Below are 16,645 nucleotides of genomic sequence, written 5' to 3' on the forward strand. Positions count from 1 at the left end.
CGCCGCAAAGGTGCCTGCACCCTCTCAACGCGCCTCATTGATGCATCTTTGCTTCACCGCCGAACCCTGATGCGAAACTTCTGATCGCCCACATCGTATAATATATTTGATGTACGTCGAAGATCGTGTATTTTCTCCCAAGAAAAAGAAGGGGTAAGGACATGATCCGGACGAAGAGGTGGCTGGCGTCGGCGGCGATGAGCGCGTTGGTGCTGGGAAGTGCGACGACGGCGATGGCGCAGGCGACGGCGGGCGCGCCGGCCGACGCGGTGCCCGCAGCGGGCGATACCGAAGGCGAGGCGATCACCGTCACCGGCACGCGGCTGGCGCAACCCGGGGTGATGAGCAACAGCCCGATCACGACCGTCAACGCCTCCGAAATCCGGTTGCAGGGCGCGACCAACATCGAAAGCGTGCTGAACCGACTGCCGCAGGTCACCGCGGACGCGAACGAGAACGTGTCCAACGGGTCGGACGGCACGTCGGCGGTCAACCTGCGCAACCTGGGCAGCAACCGGAACCTGGTGCTGCTGAACGGGCAACGGCTGTTGCCGGTGCAGGCGATCGACCTGAACTTCGTGCCGGCCTTCATGATCAAGCGCGTCGACGTGGTGACCGGCGGCGCATCGGCGGTGTACGGGTCGGACGCGGTATCGGGCGTCATCAACTTCGTGCTGCGCGACGACCTGAACGGCGTGAAGGCCGACGTGCAATATGGTTTCGCCGCGCACCACAACGACAATGCCGGCTATCGTCAGCGCGTCGGCGCCGCCGGGTTCAGCCGCGCGCCGGACTCGCCGGTCGACGGGCAGCGCTTCGACGCGAACATCGCGGTCGGCACCAACTTCGCCGAGAACCGCGGCAACGTGACCGCCTATTTCGGCTACCGCGACGTCAAGCCGATCCTGCAATACAACCGCGACGTGTCTGCGTGCGCGCTCGATCCGAACGGAGACCGCACCGACCTGATCTGCGGCGGATCGTCGAACAACGAGTTCGGCTTCTTCCTGCCGCAGCGCGACGGCGTGTCGCCGACCGGGTATAACAACACCCGCGACGGACAGAAGACCTGGGTCCCGTACGACAGCAGCTTCCGCTACAATTACGCGCCGCTGAACTACTTCCAGCGCAATGACACGCGCTACACCGCGGGTGCCTTCGCGCGGTACGAAGTGACTCCGGCCGCCGAGATCTACGGCAGCTTCATGTTCATGGACGACCAGACCAATTCGCAGGTCGCGCCGTCGGCGCTGTTCCAGGGCTATAATTATTCAATCAACTGCAACAACCCGTTGCTCAGCGCGCAACAGGGGCAGCTGCTGTGCGGCGCCGCATACGGGACCAGCGCGACGCAGGACACCTATATCGGCTATCGCCCGGTGGCCGCGCCCGCGCAGCCGCGCCGCGACGACCTGCGCCACACCGACTACCGGGTCAGCGGCGGCGTGCGCGGGCAGATCGCGGAGGGCATCCGCTATGACGCGAACGCGCTGTTCTCGACGGTGCTGTTCAACGAGACCTATCGCAACGACATCGACCCGGTGAAGGCCAACAAGGCGCTGAAGGTCGTCAACGTGGGCGGCGTGCCGACCTGCCAGTCGGTGGTCGACGGGACCGATCCGAAGTGCGTGCCGCTGAACGTCTTCCAGTACGGCGGGCCGAGTGCGGAGGCGCTGAACTACATCTACTCGCCGACCAGCACCGAGAGCACCAGCAAGGAAACCGTGCTGTCGGGCACGGTGACGTTCGACGGTGGCGCGTTCGGCGCGAAGCTGCCGTGGGCCGACTCGGGGATCGGCGCGGTCTTCGGTGTCGAGCACCGCCGCGAAAGCTTCGAATTCCGCGCCGATGCGCTGGCGCAGGCGAAGGGCACGCAGGAAGTGGCGGGCAAGTTCGACGTCACCGAGTTCTTCACCGAAGTGCGCGTGCCGCTGGTCGAGAACCGGCCGTTCTTCGAGGAATTGTCGCTGACCGGCGGCTATCGCTATTCGAAGTACAGCACCAACGACAAGGGCGTGTCGACCTTCAAGGGCGAGATCGCCTGGGCGCCGTCGCGCGACCTGCGCCTGCGCGGCGGGTACAATCGCGCGATCCGCGCCCCCAACATCTCGGAGCTGTTCTCCCCGAGCGGGCCGGGCAACGTCACCTCGCAGGATCCGTGCGCGGGCGTGGTCGACAACGATCCCAACACCCCGTCGCCGACCGCCACCGCCGCGCAGTGCGCGCTGACGGGCGTGACCGCCGCGCAATACGGGCGAGTGCCGGTGTGCCCGAGCGAGACCTGCAACGGCTTCTTCGGCGGCAACCCGGCGCTGAAGCCCGAGGAGGCGGATACCTATACCGCGGGCGTGGTGCTGACCCCGACGTTCGTGCCGCGGCTGACCCTGTCGGTCGATTACTTCAACATCAAGGTGAAGGATTATATCGGCACCATCCCGGTGCCGCTGACGATCAGCCAGTGTTTCGCGACCGGCGATCCGTTCTTCTGCTCGCTGTTCCAGCGCAATCCGCGCAACGGCGCGCTGTTCGGCGCCGATGCGACCACGCTCGGCTATGTCACCGCCACGAACCTGAATACCGGCGAACTGGGGACGAGCGGGCTCGACATCGGGGCGAGCTATTCGGTGCCGACCGGCATCGGGCGGTTCAGCGCCGACATGCTGGGCACGTGGCTGCGCGACCTGACCACGCAGTCGCTGCCGGGGCTGGCGACCTACGACTGCAAGGGGCTGTTCGGCGGATCGTGCGGACAACCGTCGCCGGAGTGGCGGCATCAGGCGCGCTTCACCTGGGTGTCGCGCGACGAAAAGGGCTCGATCTCGCTCAACTGGCGCTACATCGGCGCGACGAAGCTGTCGTACAACACGTCCGATCCGTCGCTAACCGGCGACAAATACGTCATCCACTCGCGCCTGCCGGTCGCCAATTACTTCGATCTGGCGGCGACCGCGACGGTGACGAAGGCACTGACGTTCCGCGTCGGGGTCAACAACCTGCTCGACCGCGATCCGCCGGCGATCGCGCAGGGGGTGCTGTCGTCGTTCGGGAATGGCAACACCTATCCGGGCATCTATGACGTGGCGGGACGCAGCTTCTTCGTCGGCCTGTCCGCCGAGTTCTGACGGTGAGGGTGGCGGTCGGCGCAGTGCCGGCCGCCGGCAGGGAGAGAAGAATGACAGGTCGTATCGTGCTCGCCGCGCTGGTCTCGACATCGGCGATGGCGAGCGCGACCGCCCAGATCGCTCCCGGCACGGCCCCTGCCGCGCTCGCCGAATGGGAGCGGCCCGAGGTGATCCGCATCGGCGCCGAGCCGATGCACGCGACCTTCGACGGGTATGAGACGGCCGCGCTGGCGATGCGCGGCGACGTGCGACGGTCGCGCTATCACCTGTCGCTGGACGGGCAGTGGCGCTTCCGCCGTTCGGCGACGCCGGAGACGCGGCCGGTCGGGTTCGAGCGGCCGGATTACGACGTCGGGGCATGGGGCACGGTGGCGGTGCCGGGCATTTTGCAGGCGCAGGGGCAGGGAACGCCGGTGTTCGTCGGCGCGGGCTATCCCTTTCCCATGAACCAGCCATGGATCGACCATAAGCTGAACGAGGTCGGGTCGTACCGGCGCGACATCATGGTGCCCGCGCATTTTGCGGGACGGCGGCTGCTGCTGACGGTCGGGGCGGCGGGGGCGGCCTATTACCTTTGGGTCAACGGCGTGCGCGTCGGGTATTCGGAGGATTCCAAGCTGCCGGCCGAGTTCGACGTGACGCGCGCGATGCGGCCGGGGCGCAATACGGTGGCGATCGAACTGTATCGCTATGCCGACGGCAGCTATCTGGAGGATCAGGATTTCTGGCGCGTCAACGGGATCGAGCGCAGCGTGACGCTGTATGCCGCGCCTGCGACGCACATCCGCGACGTCGACGCGCGGGCGGGGCTGGAGAACGGCTATCGCGACGGGACGCTGGCGCTGAAGGTCGCGGTGTCCGGGGTGCCGGCGGCGGTGCGGGTGCGCGCGCGGGTCATGGACGGCGGGCGCGTGCTGCTGACGCGCGAGGGGGTGCCGGATGCAAGGCGCGACGTGCGGCTGGACGGCACGGTGCCGGCGGTGCGGGCGTGGAGCGCGGAGACGCCGGAGCTTTACACGTTGCTGGTCGAGTTGCTCGACGCCGAGGGGCGCGTCGTGGAGGCGACGACGCGGCGGATCGGGTTCCGCACCGTCGCGGTCGAGGGCGGCGCGGTGCGGGTCAACGGACGGCGCATCACGATTCGCGGGGTCAACCGCCACGAACATGACCCGCACACCTTTCGGATCGTCTCCGACGCGACGCTTCGTCGCGACCTGGAGTTGATGAAGGCGGCGAACGTCAACGCGCTGCGACTGTCGCACTATCCCAACGATCCGCGCATCTACGACCTGGCCGACCAGGTCGGGCTGTATGTGATGGACGAGGCAAATATCGAGACGCACGGCTATCTGGCGAAGGCGCAAGCGAGCGGCGACTTCAAGGGGACGTTGCTCGGCTACAAGCCGGAGTGGAAGGCCGCGCACCTCGACCGGGTCGAGCGGATGGTGGAGCGCGACAAGAACCATCCGTCGATCATCTTCTGGTCGCTGGGCAACGAGACCGGGGTCGGCACCAGCTTCGAAGCGGCGGCCAAGTGGGTGCGGGCGCGCGACGATACGCGGCTGATCAGCTTTCTGGGGCATAGCATGAGCGGGTGGCGACACCCGACCAATGCGTATGTCGATATCTTCGCCCCGATGTACGACGACGTCGAGAAGCTGGTCGACTATGCCGAGCGGCCGGAGTTCACGCAGCCGCTGATCCTGTGCGAGTATGCGCATGCGATGGGCAACAGCCTGGGCAATTTCCAGGATTATTGGGACGTCATCCATGCGCACCCGAAGTTGCAGGGCGGGTTCGTGTGGGACTGGGTGGACCAGACGATCATCCGCAAGGATGCGGACGGCCGGGAGTATTGGGCGCAGGGGCGCGACTTCGTGCCCGATGGCGACGACAGCCCGGTCGGCGACGGCGTAATACGGTCGGACCGCACACCCGATCCGGAATATTTCGAGCTGGCCAAGGTCTATGCACCGATCGCCTTTGAGCGCAGCGGCGACGGTTTCGCGGTGGTGAACCGGCATGACCATATCGACCTGTCGCGGTTCACGCTCGACTATGCGGTGCTGGAGGACGGGCGCGAGGTGGCGCGCGGTACCGTCGCGACGCCGCAGGTCGCCGCAGGCGCGCGCGCACCGCTGGCGCTGGCATTGCCGGCGGCGCGCGACGCGGGGGCGGAGCGGATGCTCGTGCTGCGCGCGCGGGCGACGAAGGGGGCGATCCCGCTGGTCGCGGCGGGGCATGTCGTCGGCTACGAGCAGTTCGCGCTGTCGCCGCCGCGCGCGCTGGCCGCGCAGCAGGGAAGCGTCGTGCCGGTCGATGCGGGCGATGCGTGGCGGCTGGTGGCGGGGGGTGCCGTGCTCGAGATCGACAAGGCGACCGGGCTGGTGCGGCGCTATGCGCGCGGGGGCGCGACGCTGCTGACCGGCGGCGCGCCCGATTTCTGGCGCGCGCCGACCGACAATGACATCGGTACCGGCATGACCAAGACGCACAAGATGTGGGAGCAGTTCAGCAACAACCGCCGCGTGGATGCCATCGCGCGCGACGGCGATGCGATCGTCGTGACGCTCGACATGGGCGTGGGATCGGTAAAGGTCACCACACGCTGGACGATGGACGCGGCGGGGGTCGCGCGTGCAGCCGTCCGGTTCGTGCCCGTGCGCGACGACTTGCCCGATCCGCCGCGCGTCGGCGTGCAGTTCCGGATGCCGGCGACGCTCGACCGCATCCGCTGGTACGGGCGCGGACCGTGGGAGAGCTATGCCGATCGCAAGACCGCCGCGCTGGTCGGCGCGTGGCGCGGCCTGCTGGCGGACCAGTATCACGGCTATGCGCGGCCGCAGGAAACGGGGACCAAACAGGACGTGCGGTGGATCGACGTGACCGGCGCCGACGGCGCGGGGGTGCGGGTGGCGGGCGACCGGCCGCTGGCGGTCAATGCGTTGCCGTTTCCCTATGCCGACCTGATGGAGAAGCCGCCGGCAAAGGCGCATAGCAGCGACATTCGTCCGCATGGCGACGGCACGCTGCTGATCGACGCCGTGCAGAGCGGGGTGGGCGGCGATACCGGATGGAGCACCGACGGGCGGCCGCATATGAAATATCGCGTGCCGCTCAGGCCGATCGACTGGACCTTCACCCTGGGAGTGGTGCGATGAAGCGGATCGTTCTGGCGTTGGCGCTGCTGGCGACACCGGCGTTGGCGCAGACCGATCCGCGCGTCGCGCGCTCGATCGCGCTTCGCGAGGAATGGCAGTGGCTGACGCGCGATATCGCGTTCCCGGCGGGGTGGGACGCGGACGGGCGGCACTTCCATTATCGCAAGACGGTGGCGGGCGGGTTCGCCTTCGTCGACGTCGATGCGGCGACGCGGACGAAGGGCGCAGCTTTCGATGCGGCGGCGATCGCCGGCGCGCTCGGCACCGCGATGGGGCGGACGATCGATCCGCTGCGCCTGCCGTTCGAGGACTTCACGTTCGAGGACGGGCGGCGCGCGATCGCGTTTTCGATCGACTACGAACCGTGGCGCTGTTCACTGACCGATCATGTCTGTGCGCGGGCCGATACGCCGGGCCCCCGGCCGCGCGGGTTCGGCGTGGTGCGCGACCTGACGGTGCCGGCGCTCAACGTGCCGCATCGCTCCCCGGACGACGCGCGCGAGGCGCTGGTGGTGGACGACAATCTGGTCGTGCGCGCGGTCGGCGGCGGCGCGGAGGCGTGGCGGAGCCAGGACGGCAGCGCAGGCGACTTCTACGATCCCGAGACGATCGCCTGGTCGCCGGACGGCAAGTGGATCGCGCTATACCGCGTGCGGCCGGGATATCGCCGGATCGTGACGCGCGTGGTGTCGTCGCCGGCCGGACAGGTACAGCCGAAACTGGCCGAGCAGCTCTATCCCAAGCCCGGCGATGCGATCGACCAGGAGCGGCCGGTGATCTTCGAGGCGGCGACGGGGCGGCGCATCGACGTCGATGCAACGCTGTTCCCGAACCCGTGGCAGCTGGGCGCGATCGTGTGGCGCAAGGACGCGCGCAGCTTCGCGTTCGATTACATGCAGCGCGGGTTCCAGCATGCAAAGGTCGTGGCGGTCGACGCCGCGACCGGCGCGGCTCATGCGGCGGTCAGCGAGGATGCGAACACCTTCGTCTTCAACGAGCGGCGCTTCGCACACGACGTGAAGGGCGAGGGACGCGAGCTGATCTGGGCATCGGAGCGCGACGGCTGGCGGCACCTGTACCTGATCGATGCGCGGACCGGGCGGATCACGCGGCAGATCACCACGGGCAAGTGGGTGGTGCGCGACATCGCGCGGGTCGACGACGACGCCCGGCGCATCTGGTTTTCGGCCAGCGGCGCGACGCCGGGCGAGGACCCGTACCACAAGCACTGGTTTCGCGTCGACTTCGACGGGCGCCACCTGACACGCCTGACGCGTGGCGACGAGACGCACGAGGCACGGTTCTCGCCGGATGGCGCGACCTTCGTCGACGTGCATTCGCGCACCGACGTGCCAGAGGTCGCCGACCTGCGCGATGCGAACGACGGCCATGTGATCGCGACGCTGGAGCGTGGCGACGTGCGCGCGCTGACCGCCGCGGGCTATCGCCCGCCCGAACCGTTCGTCGCCAAGGGACGCGACGGCACGACCGACATCTACGGGCTGGTGGTGCGCCCGCGCGATTACGATCCCGCCAAGCGTTATGCGGTGATCGAGAACATCTATGCCGGGCCGCACGACAGCTTCGTGCCGAAGGGGTACTGGCCGTTCGGCGCCTTTTCGGGCGGCGACAAGGCGATGGGGATGCAGCAGATCGCCGACCTGGGCTTCGTCGTGGTCATGATCGACGGGATGGGGACGGCGAACCGGTCGAAGGCGTTCCACGACGTCGCGTGGAAGAACCTGGCCGACAGCGGCTTTCCCGATCGCATCGCGTGGATGAAGGCGCTGGCGGCGAAGGACGCCGCGATCGACCTGTCGCGGGTCGGCATCTACGGCGGGTCGGCGGGCGGGCAGAGCACGCTGAACGCGCTGCTGTTCCATCCCGAATTCTACAAGGCCGGGGTCGCCTTCGCGGGGTGTTTCGACAACCGAATGGACAAGGTCGACTGGAACGAACAGTGGCTCGGCTGGCCGGTGGACCAAAGCTATCTTGCCGCCTCGGGCGTGGTTCATGCGGGCAAGTTGCAGGGCAAGTTGCTGCTGGTGGTCGGCGAGCAGGATTCCAATGTCGATCCGGCCTCGACGATGCAGGTGGTCGACGCGCTGGTGCGCGCCGACAAGGACTTCGAGCTGCTGGTGATCCCGAACGGCGAACATGCCGCCGGGCGGTCGACCGGGCCGGTCGCATACGGTCAGCGACGCGAATATGACTTCTTCCTGCGGGCGCTGGGCGGGGCGCGTTAGCCGTCCGTCATTCACACGGAGGCGGGAATCCAGAACCTCTGCCGGTTGCGCCTCAATCGACGGACCTGCGCGTCTGGATTCCCGCCTGCGCGGGAAGCACGGGGGTGGTTAGGGCGGGGTCAGGATCACGGTCGTAGCGCCCGGTGACAGCGGGATCGTCGTGAACCCGCGTTCCGGCGTGCCGCGATCGATCGAATAGGCGGCGCCCCCCGCGGGCGCCTCGACCGACAGATGCGCCGCGGGCGTCGTCGCGGTCGCCGGATCGAGCGTCACCTCGATACGACGGCTCCCCGGCAGCCAGCGCGCGCGCGCGATCTTCCCCGCCGCCAGCGTGATCCATTGCCCGGCGGGGGCGACGAACAGGCGGGTGCGTGCGCCGTCGTGGGGGACGATCTCGATCGCGTCGCCGCGCTCCGTCACCGTGCCGCCGAAGCCCAGCCAGCCGAACGTCGGATGTCGGACGAGATAGGTGGCGGCGGCATAGGCATGGCCGAAATAGCCCATGCCATAGTCGCCGCTATACGCGTCCCAGCGCATCATGTCGGGTTCGGAGTGGAAGGCGGCCGACGCGAAACCGTCGCGATCGACATTGGTGATCCCGCCCATGAACCCGCCATAGGCGACGCGCAGCAGGTGCAGGTCGGCAGGATCGCGGCGGAAGGCGTCGAACAGCGGGACGGCGTTGAGCGCCGAGCCGTAGTGGTGAAGTTGGCGCTCGATGCGCTTTACCTTGCCGCCATACAGGAAGTCCCAATAACGGCGGGCATTGCCGTTATAGCCCCAGTGAGGGACGGTGGGGTCGTAGCCGAGGATGACGTCGCGCGTGACCGCCGCTTCGCGCGGGTGTGCGAAATGCTGCATCCAGGCGTAGACTTCCGGCTGGCCGGTCGAATCCCACGCCATCTCGCTGCCGAACGGATAGGCGAGCGTGCGCCAGTGGTCGGCGCGCGCCTTCATCAGTTTGTCGACGTCTGCGGCCTGCGTCGTCATCCCCTCGCGTTGCAGGTCGGCGAGGATTTCGAGGAAGATCTCGCCCTCCATCTGCCCGAACTGCGCATAATGCGGCGCGTCGCGCATCATCGCGATCGTTGTCCGGTATGCCCGGTCGAGGTAGAAGCGCCAGTCGTGCCGCGTGACCAGGCCGGCGTGGTGGCGGGCGAGGCGGTAGAGCACCCAATGCCCGATCGCGACATGCGGGTAGTTGTAGGAGCGGCCGAGGTCGTCGGCCTGCTTCCTGTCCCACGATGCCCATGTCGACCAGTCGATCGCCTTGTCGTAATAGCCGGCGAACGCCTTCGGATCGTAGTAGAACAGGCTCTTCTTCACGCCGCCTCCTGCGACCTGCAGCTTGCCGAGCACGGTTTCGTCGACCATCCGCTCCAGCTTCGCGATCTCGGTCGCATCCGGGTGATCGAGCTGCTTCATGGTCGCCGCCACCCATGCGCCGCCGCCGCCTTCGTCGCTCATCCCCGAAATCCAGACGCGCTGGTCCTGCGTGACGATGCGGTTCGCGTCGCGATCGTAGGTGAGGATCGACGGCGCCCGGTGGAACGGGTCGGCGGCGTCGTCGAACCATTGGCGCGTGGTCGCGAAGCGACCGAGGTCGGCGGAGACCCGATCGAGCGGTTTGGTGACGTAGTAATGCACGCTTTGCACGCTGCCGTCCGCATAGGTGATCGCGACGCGCGCGCGGCCCCAGCCCGTGCCGGTCACGCGCCAGCGGTGCCACCCGGCGGGGCCGGCGACCTTCGTCAGCGTCAGCGCGTCGGCGGGGGTGACGTCGACCCCGCGCACGGCCTGCGCGGCGCGGACGAACAGGTCGGCGGGGCTGTCGGTCGGGACGACATACCCGGGCAGCCCGATCGCGACCGGGCGGCGCTCCGCCTGCAACGTCGCCTCGATGCCGCGGATCGACGGTGCGGCGACCAGGCGGACGCCGATGCTGCGTCGCTCGCCCGGCGCCAGCGTGAAGGTGGTGGCCGGGTTCCACGGCCGGCCGGCGTCGTTCATCGCGGCGCTGGCGACCATCCAGTCGTAGAAGCCCTCGAACGTCTGCTGGCGAGGGGTGCGATCGGTGAAGATGTCGCCGGCCGGCGCGCGCTTCGCGTCGTGGAGGATACGATATTGCTCCAGCGGGGTCCGGCCGTCGGGCAGCACGAGCAGCGCCGGTCCGCGGCCGTTGAGGCGGGTGACCTGGAGATAGCCGGCGTCGTTGCCGATGTACGGGTCGACGAAGCTCGCCTTTGCATGCGCCTGTTCGAGCGTGCGGTCGGTGATGATGTTGTCGAAGACCATCGGCATCCCCAGCGCGCCGATCTCGACGGGGGTCGTGCCGCGGTTGGCGAGCGTGAAGCGCAGCACCGGCGCGCCGCGATCGCGCAGCCACGCGCGCTCGACGGTGAGCGGGATTCCGGCGCCCATGGTGGCGGTGATATCGGCGCGCGCGAGCACGTCGCCGCGGGCGGAGAGCGCGCGGACGGGCACGCGGTGGCGGGCGGAGGAGAAGTCGCGCCATGTGCCGCCGGCGGAGCGCACGCGCAGGTGGAGGTCGCCGACGTGGACATAGCCGTCGCCGCTACGCTCCGCCGCACGGCCGGAGGGGGCGAAGTCGAAGGCGGGTTCGCTGACCGGCGAAAGGCGGCGCAGCGTCTGGCTGGCGGGATCGAGCGTGAGCGTCAGCGCACCGACGACGTGACGAGCGGTGGCGGAGGCGCCGGCAGGTGCGGGGGCGCCGGCAGGGGCGGGCGCAGCGGCGTGGAGCATCGCACCGCTCGCCAGCGCCACGCTGCTCAGATAAAGTGCCAACCGCCGCATCGCCCTGTCCTTTTCCTCGGCCGATCGGTTGACTCCGAACGGCATCGAAGTATCGTATACAATATTCCGGGGAGATGGAAATGCTGGTTGGTCGTCGTGCGTTCCTGATGTCGTCAGCGACCTTGCCGATGCTGGCGCTGCCCGCAGCGGCGCAGGGCGGGGCGGGGCTGCCGACGAAGGCCAGGCCTTTCCCGCTGGCGGCGGTGCGACTGCGCCCGTCCGATTACGCGCGCGCGGTGGAGGTGAACCGCGCGTACCTGCTGCGGCTGTCCCCCGACCGGCTGCTGCACAACTTCCGCCAACATGCGGGCTTGCCGCCCAAGGCTCCCATCTATGGCGGGTGGGAGAGCGACACGATCGCGGGGCACACGCTCGGCCATTATCTTTCGGGGCTGGCGCTGACCCACGCGCAGACCGGATGCGAGGAGTGCGCGACGCGTGCGCGCTATATCGTCGGAGAGCTCGCGCAATGTCAGGCGGCGAGCGGCGACGGTTACGTCGCCGGGTTCACGCGCAAGCGCAAGGACGGGACCGTCGTCGACGGCAAGGAGATCTTCCCGGAGATCATGCGCGGCGACATCCGCTCGGCAGGGTTCGATCTCAACGGCTGCTGGGTGCCGTATTACAACTGGCACAAGCTCTACACCGGGCTGTTCGACGTCATCGACCATATCGGCCCGAACGAACAGGCGATGGCGATCGCCATCGGCCTGGGCGGTTATATCGATAAGGTGTTCGCCGCGCTTAGCGACGCGCAGGTGCAGACGATGCTGGCGTGCGAATATGGCGGGCTGAACGAGAGCTTCGCCGAACTGCACGCGCGCACCGGCGACGCGCGCTGGCTGCGGCTCGCCGAGCGTATCTACGACAAGCGCAACCTCGATCCACTGACGCAGAAGCGCGACCAGCTGGCGAACTTCCATGCCAACACGCAGGTGCCCAAGCTGATCGGGCTGGCGCGACTGCACGAGATCACCGGCAAGCCCGAACAGGCGACCGCGGCGCGCTTTTTCTGGGAACAGGTGACGCGGCACCACAGCTACGTCATCGGCGGCAACGCCGACCGCGAATATTTCAGCGCGCCCGACACGATCGCGCAGCACATCACCGAACAGACGTGCGAGCATTGCAACACGTACAACATGCTGAAGCTGACGCGGCATCTGTACGGGTGGCAGCCGGACGGCGCGCTGTTCGACTTCTACGAGCGCGCGCACCTGAACCATGTCATGGCGCAGCAGGAGCCGGTGAACGGCGGCTTCACCTATATGACGCCGTTGATGACCGGCACGAAGCGCGATTATTCGGCGCGCGACGGCGAGGAATTCTGGTGCTGCGTCGGCACCGGCATGGAGAGTCATGCCAAGCATGGCGAGAGCATCTTCTGGACCGGCGACGACGCGCTGATCGTCAATCTCTACATTCCCGCCGACGCGACGTGGGCGGCGCGCGGCGCGACGCTGGGGCTGGAGACCGCCTATCCGTTCGCGGGCGAGGCGACGCTGACCTTCGCGACGCTGGGCAAGGCCGGGACGTTCCCGGTCGCGTTGCGCGTGCCGGGCTGGGCCAAGGGACGCGAGGTGCTGGTCAACGGCAAGCCGGTCGAAGCCGCGTCGGCGGGCGGCTATGCGATCGTGACGCGGCGCTGGAAGGCGGGGGATGCGGTGACGATCCGCTTGCCGCTCGACCTGCGCATCGAGGCGACGCCGGGCGATGCGCAGACGATCGCGGTGCTGCGCGGGCCGCTGGTGCTGGCGGGTGATCTGGGGCGCGCGGATGGCGACTGGGACAAGCCCGATCCGTCGATGGTCGGCGACGACCTGCTCGCCGGGTTCGCGCCCGTCGCGGCGCAGGAGGCGCAATATGCGACGACCGGGCTGATCCGCCCGGCGGACCTGACGTTCGTGCCCTTCTATCGCCAGTACGACCGGCGCTCGGCCGTCTATTTCAAGCGCTTCACGGAGGCGCAGTGGAAGGTGGAGGAGGCCGCGTTCCTGGCCGAGCAGGCACGACAGAAGGATCTGGCGGCGCGCTCGGTCGACGTCATGCACCTGGGCGAGATGCAGCCGGAGCGCGACCATCAGCTGACCTCGGAGATTTCCTATCCGCTGGTCTATCGCGGGCGGAACGGGCGCGACGCGCGCACCGGCGGGTTCTTCGAGTTCGCGATGGCGGTGAAGCCGGGGCCGCTGATCCTGCAGGCGACCTATTGGGGCGACGAGCGCAAGCGCAGCTTCGATATCCTGATCGACAACCAGCGCATCGCCACGCAGACGCTCGATGCCGACAGGCCGGGATCGTTCTTCGACGTCGATTACCCGGTGCCGCCGGCGCTGACCAAGGGCAAGAGCAAGGTGAAGGTGCGGTTCGTGCCGCATGACAAGAACAGCGCCGGGCCGGTGTTCGGGGTGCGGATGTTCACCGCGAAGCCCGCCACGATGACCGCATGAGCGACGACGACCGGGTCCGCATGACGCTGCCGGCGGTGCGCGATTATGCGCGCGCCACGCTGGCGCGGGTCGGGCTGGCACCGGCGCATGTCGCGGCGGTGGCGGAGACGATCGTGGCCGGGGAGCGCGACGGATGCGGGGCGCACGGTCTGTACCGGTTGCTGGTCGCCGCGCATTCGGTCGCAACCGGGGTGGTGGTGCCCGATGCGGTGCCGATGCTGGAGAGGCGCGCGCGCGGCGTAGTGCGCGTCGACGGCGGGGGCGGCTTCGCGCAGCTGGCGTTCGAAACCGGGCGCGAGGCGCTGGTGGAGGCGGTGCGCGCGAACGGGATCGCGGCGCTGGCGCTCAACAATGTCGTGCATTTCGCGGCGCTGTGGCCGGAGATCGAGGCGCTGGTGGAGCGCGGGCTGGTGGCGCTGGCGGTGACGCCCAACCACGCGTGGGTTGCGCCGGCCGGGGGCACGATGCCGGTGTTCGGCACCAATCCGATCGCGTTCGGCTGGCCGCGCGCCGGGGGCGCGCCGTTCGTCTTCGACTTCGCGACGAGTGCGGTGGCGCGGGGTGAGATCGAATTGCACCGGCGGGCGGGCAAGCCGGTGCCGGCCGATTGGGGCCATGCGCCGGACGGCAGCGACACGACTGACGCCGCGGCGGTGCTGGCGGGCGCGATGCGGACGTTTGGCGGGCACAAGGGATCGGCGCTGGCGCTGATGGTCGAATTGCTGGCCGGGCCGCTGATCGGTGACATGACCAGTGCGGAATCGATCGCCTGGGACGCGGGGCGCAAGGGCTCGCCACTGGGCGGCGAATTGATCGTCGCGCTGGACCCTGCAGGCTTTCTGGGCGAGGCAGCGGCCGAGCAGATGGCGCGTGCCGAGCGCGTGTTCGCGGCGATCGAGGAACAGGGCGCGCGCGTGTCGGGATCGCGGCGCCATGCGCTGCGTCCGGTCAGCGAGCGCGAAGGCGTGCTGGTGTCGCGGGCGCTGCTGCGCGACATCGACGAAGTGACGAGGGAGAAGGCATGACGACCACGCTTGCGCTGACGCTGTTGATGGCGGCGCCTGCCGCGACCCAGGCGGCGGCGACGCCGCCGCCGACCGCCGCGAGCGCGGTGCCGGCGAGCGACGCGGCGTTCCGCAAGCTCTCGGACAGCGAATATGCGTGGCGGCGGACGCTGAACGGTCCGGACGAGGATGCGCCCGCAAGCCAGAATGCGACGCTGCCCGATGTCGGCCCGGCGGCACAGGCGGCGATGACCCGGCGCTGGACCGAGACGATGGCGGCGCTCGACCGGATCGATCCGGCGACGCTCAGCCCGGCGGCACGCGACGATTACACCGTCTATCGCGGACAGATCGCCGCGCTGCTCGCCGAGCAGCAGTTCCGCGAATATGAGAAGCCGCTGAACGCCGACACCAGTTTCTGGATGAACGTCGGCGGGATGGCGCGCGACACGTATCGCGACGAGGCGGCGTATCGCCGCTACCTGTCGCAACTGGCGAGCGTGCCGCGCTACTTCGATCAGCAGATCGTCAACATGCGCGCCGGGCTGAAGCGCGGGTTCACGCCGCCGCGAGTCACCCTGCAGGGACGCGATGCCGGGGTGGCGGAGATCGTGAAGGCCGGAGCCGGCGAGGCATCACCCTTCTACGCGCCGTTCAAGACCATGCCGTCGACGATCCCCGCGGCCAGGCAGGCGGCATTGCGCGCCGAGGCGAAGCGCGTGATCGCAGAGGCGGTGGTGCCGGCGCACCGGAAGTTGCAGATCTTCCTGCGCGACGACTACATCCCGAATGCGCGGGTGCAGCTGGCGGCCTACGACCTGCCCGACGGGCGCGCCTATTATCAGTCGAAGATCCGCGAATTCGTGACCCGCGATCTGCCGCCCGAGGAGATCCACGCGATCGGCGTGCGCGAGGTGGCGAAGATCCGCGCGCGGATGCTGGAGGTGATGGCCCAGGTGAAATGGCAGGGCGACCTGCCGTCGTTCCTGAACCATCTGCGCACCGATCCGCAATTCTACGCCAAGACACCGCAGGACCTGCTCGATCGCGCCGCGTGGATCGCCAAGACCTTCGACGGCAAGGCCGGCACCTATTTCGGGCGGCTGCCGCGCATGCGCTTCGCGATCAAGCCGGTCGCGCCCGACATCGCACCCTTCTATACCAGCGGGCGGGGTGGGCCGGGCATCTATCTGGTCAACACCTACGACCTGCCGTCGCGCGCGCTCTATTCGCTGCCCGCGCTGACACTGCACGAAAGCGCGCCGGGGCACGCCTTCCAGATGCCGTTCGCGATGGAGCTGACCGACCTGCCCGATTATCGCCGCAACGAATATATTTCGGCATTCGGCGAGGGCTGGGCGCTGTATTGCGAGGCGCTGGGCGAGGACATGGGGATGTACGAGACGCCCTATGACACGTTCGGGATGCTCAGCTACCAGATGTGGCGCGCGGCGCGGCTGGTGGTCGACACCGGCATCCATGCCAAGGGGTGGACGCGCGAGCAGGCGCAGGCCTTCCTGCGCGACAATACCGCCTTGTCCAATCACGAGATCACCACCGAGGTCGATCGCTACATCGCCTGGCCGGGTCAGGCGCTGAGCTACTACATGGGCGAGCTGGCGTTCCTGGACGCGCGCGCCAAGGCGCAGAAGGCGCTGGGCGAGAAGTTCGACTATCGCGCCTTCCACGATGCGATGCTGAGCCTGGGATCGGTGCCGCTGCCGATGATCGACGCGCGCGTCGACCGCTTCATCGCCGACAAGGGGAAGGGGCCGTACCCGATACCGTGAAAGGGGACGAGATAAGCAAAGACGATAGCGTAATTGCTTGAGTTCGCTGGCCGATCCG

At 68.4% G+C, this 16,645-nt stretch carries 7 protein-coding genes; 6 read left to right on the forward strand and 1 reads right to left on the reverse strand.

The features are described 5' to 3' along the window. Positions 1–161: 161 nt before the first annotated feature. Genes J2Y58_RS01195 through J2Y58_RS01205 form a run of 3 tightly spaced genes read left to right on the forward strand, consistent with a single transcriptional unit; the run spans position 162 to position 8,529 of the window. Positions 162–3,122 carry a TonB-dependent receptor domain-containing protein gene (locus J2Y58_RS01195; protein ID WP_310097492.1) on the forward strand — a complete coding sequence of 987 codons (2,961 nt, stop codon included), beginning with the start codon at positions 162–164 and terminating at the stop codon, positions 3,120–3,122. A 50-nt stretch (positions 3,123–3,172) separates the two neighbouring features. Next, a complete protein-coding gene (locus tag J2Y58_RS01200) occupies positions 3,173–6,283 on the forward strand; it encodes a glycoside hydrolase family 2 TIM barrel-domain containing protein (protein WP_310097496.1) in 3,111 nt (1,036 codons plus the stop codon). Continuing rightward, the gene (locus tag J2Y58_RS01205; RefSeq protein WP_310097498.1) at positions 6,280–8,529 is read left to right on the forward strand and encodes a DPP IV N-terminal domain-containing protein; all 2,250 of its coding nucleotides are present in this window, start codon (positions 6,280–6,282) and stop codon (positions 8,527–8,529) included. The genes J2Y58_RS01200 and J2Y58_RS01205 overlap by 4 nt, the downstream gene beginning before the upstream one ends. A 108-nt stretch (positions 8,530–8,637) precedes the next feature. Here J2Y58_RS01205 and J2Y58_RS01210 read toward each other — a convergent pair whose 3' ends face one another. After that, positions 8,638–11,388, reverse strand: a complete 2,751-nt coding sequence (locus J2Y58_RS01210; RefSeq protein WP_310097502.1) for a DUF5695 domain-containing protein — start codon at positions 11,386–11,388, stop codon at positions 8,638–8,640. A 35-nt stretch (positions 11,389–11,423) separates the two neighbouring features. Here J2Y58_RS01210 and J2Y58_RS01215 point away from each other — a divergent pair, with 35 nt between their 5' ends. From J2Y58_RS01215 to J2Y58_RS01225, 3 genes are read left to right on the forward strand one after another with little or no spacing between them, the layout of a single operon-like run. Continuing rightward, a complete protein-coding gene (locus J2Y58_RS01215; RefSeq protein ID WP_310097505.1) occupies positions 11,424–13,793 on the forward strand; it encodes a beta-L-arabinofuranosidase domain-containing protein in 2,370 nt (789 codons plus the stop codon). Next, positions 13,790–14,818 (forward strand): Ldh family oxidoreductase, encoded by a 1,029-nt coding sequence (locus J2Y58_RS01220; RefSeq protein ID WP_310097508.1) that lies wholly within the window; start codon positions 13,790–13,792, stop codon positions 14,816–14,818. Before J2Y58_RS01215 ends, J2Y58_RS01220 begins: the two co-directional genes overlap by 4 nt. Continuing rightward, entirely contained in the window at positions 14,815–16,587 is a 1,773-nt protein-coding gene (locus tag J2Y58_RS01225) for a DUF885 family protein (protein ID WP_310097510.1), read from the forward strand. Before J2Y58_RS01220 ends, J2Y58_RS01225 begins: the two co-directional genes overlap by 4 nt. The last annotated feature ends 58 nt before the right edge of the window (positions 16,588–16,645 follow it).

Source organism: Sphingomonas sp. BE138, assembly GCF_031456125.1.
Classification (GTDB): domain Bacteria; phylum Pseudomonadota; class Alphaproteobacteria; order Sphingomonadales; family Sphingomonadaceae; genus Sphingomonas.

What these genes read in the sequence shown, in the direction of transcription:
- J2Y58_RS01205 (WP_310097498.1), top strand. Translation starts at nt 6,280, where the DNA reads ATGAAGCGGATCGTTCTGGCGTTGGCGCTGCTGGCGACACCGGCGTTG.
- J2Y58_RS01220 (WP_310097508.1), top strand. Translation starts at nt 13,790, where the DNA reads ATGAGCGACGACGACCGGGTCCGCATGACGCTGCCGGCGGTGCGCGAT.
- J2Y58_RS01195 (WP_310097492.1), top strand. Translation starts at nt 162, where the DNA reads ATGATCCGGACGAAGAGGTGGCTGGCGTCGGCGGCGATGAGCGCGTTG.
- J2Y58_RS01210 (WP_310097502.1), bottom strand. Translation starts at nt 11,388, where the DNA reads ATGCCGTTCGGAGTCAACCGATCGGCCGAGGAAAAGGACAGGGCGATG.
- J2Y58_RS01215 (WP_310097505.1), top strand. Translation starts at nt 11,424, where the DNA reads ATGCTGGTTGGTCGTCGTGCGTTCCTGATGTCGTCAGCGACCTTGCCG.
- J2Y58_RS01225 (WP_310097510.1), top strand. Translation starts at nt 14,815, where the DNA reads ATGACGACCACGCTTGCGCTGACGCTGTTGATGGCGGCGCCTGCCGCG.
- J2Y58_RS01200 (WP_310097496.1), top strand. Translation starts at nt 3,173, where the DNA reads ATGACAGGTCGTATCGTGCTCGCCGCGCTGGTCTCGACATCGGCGATG.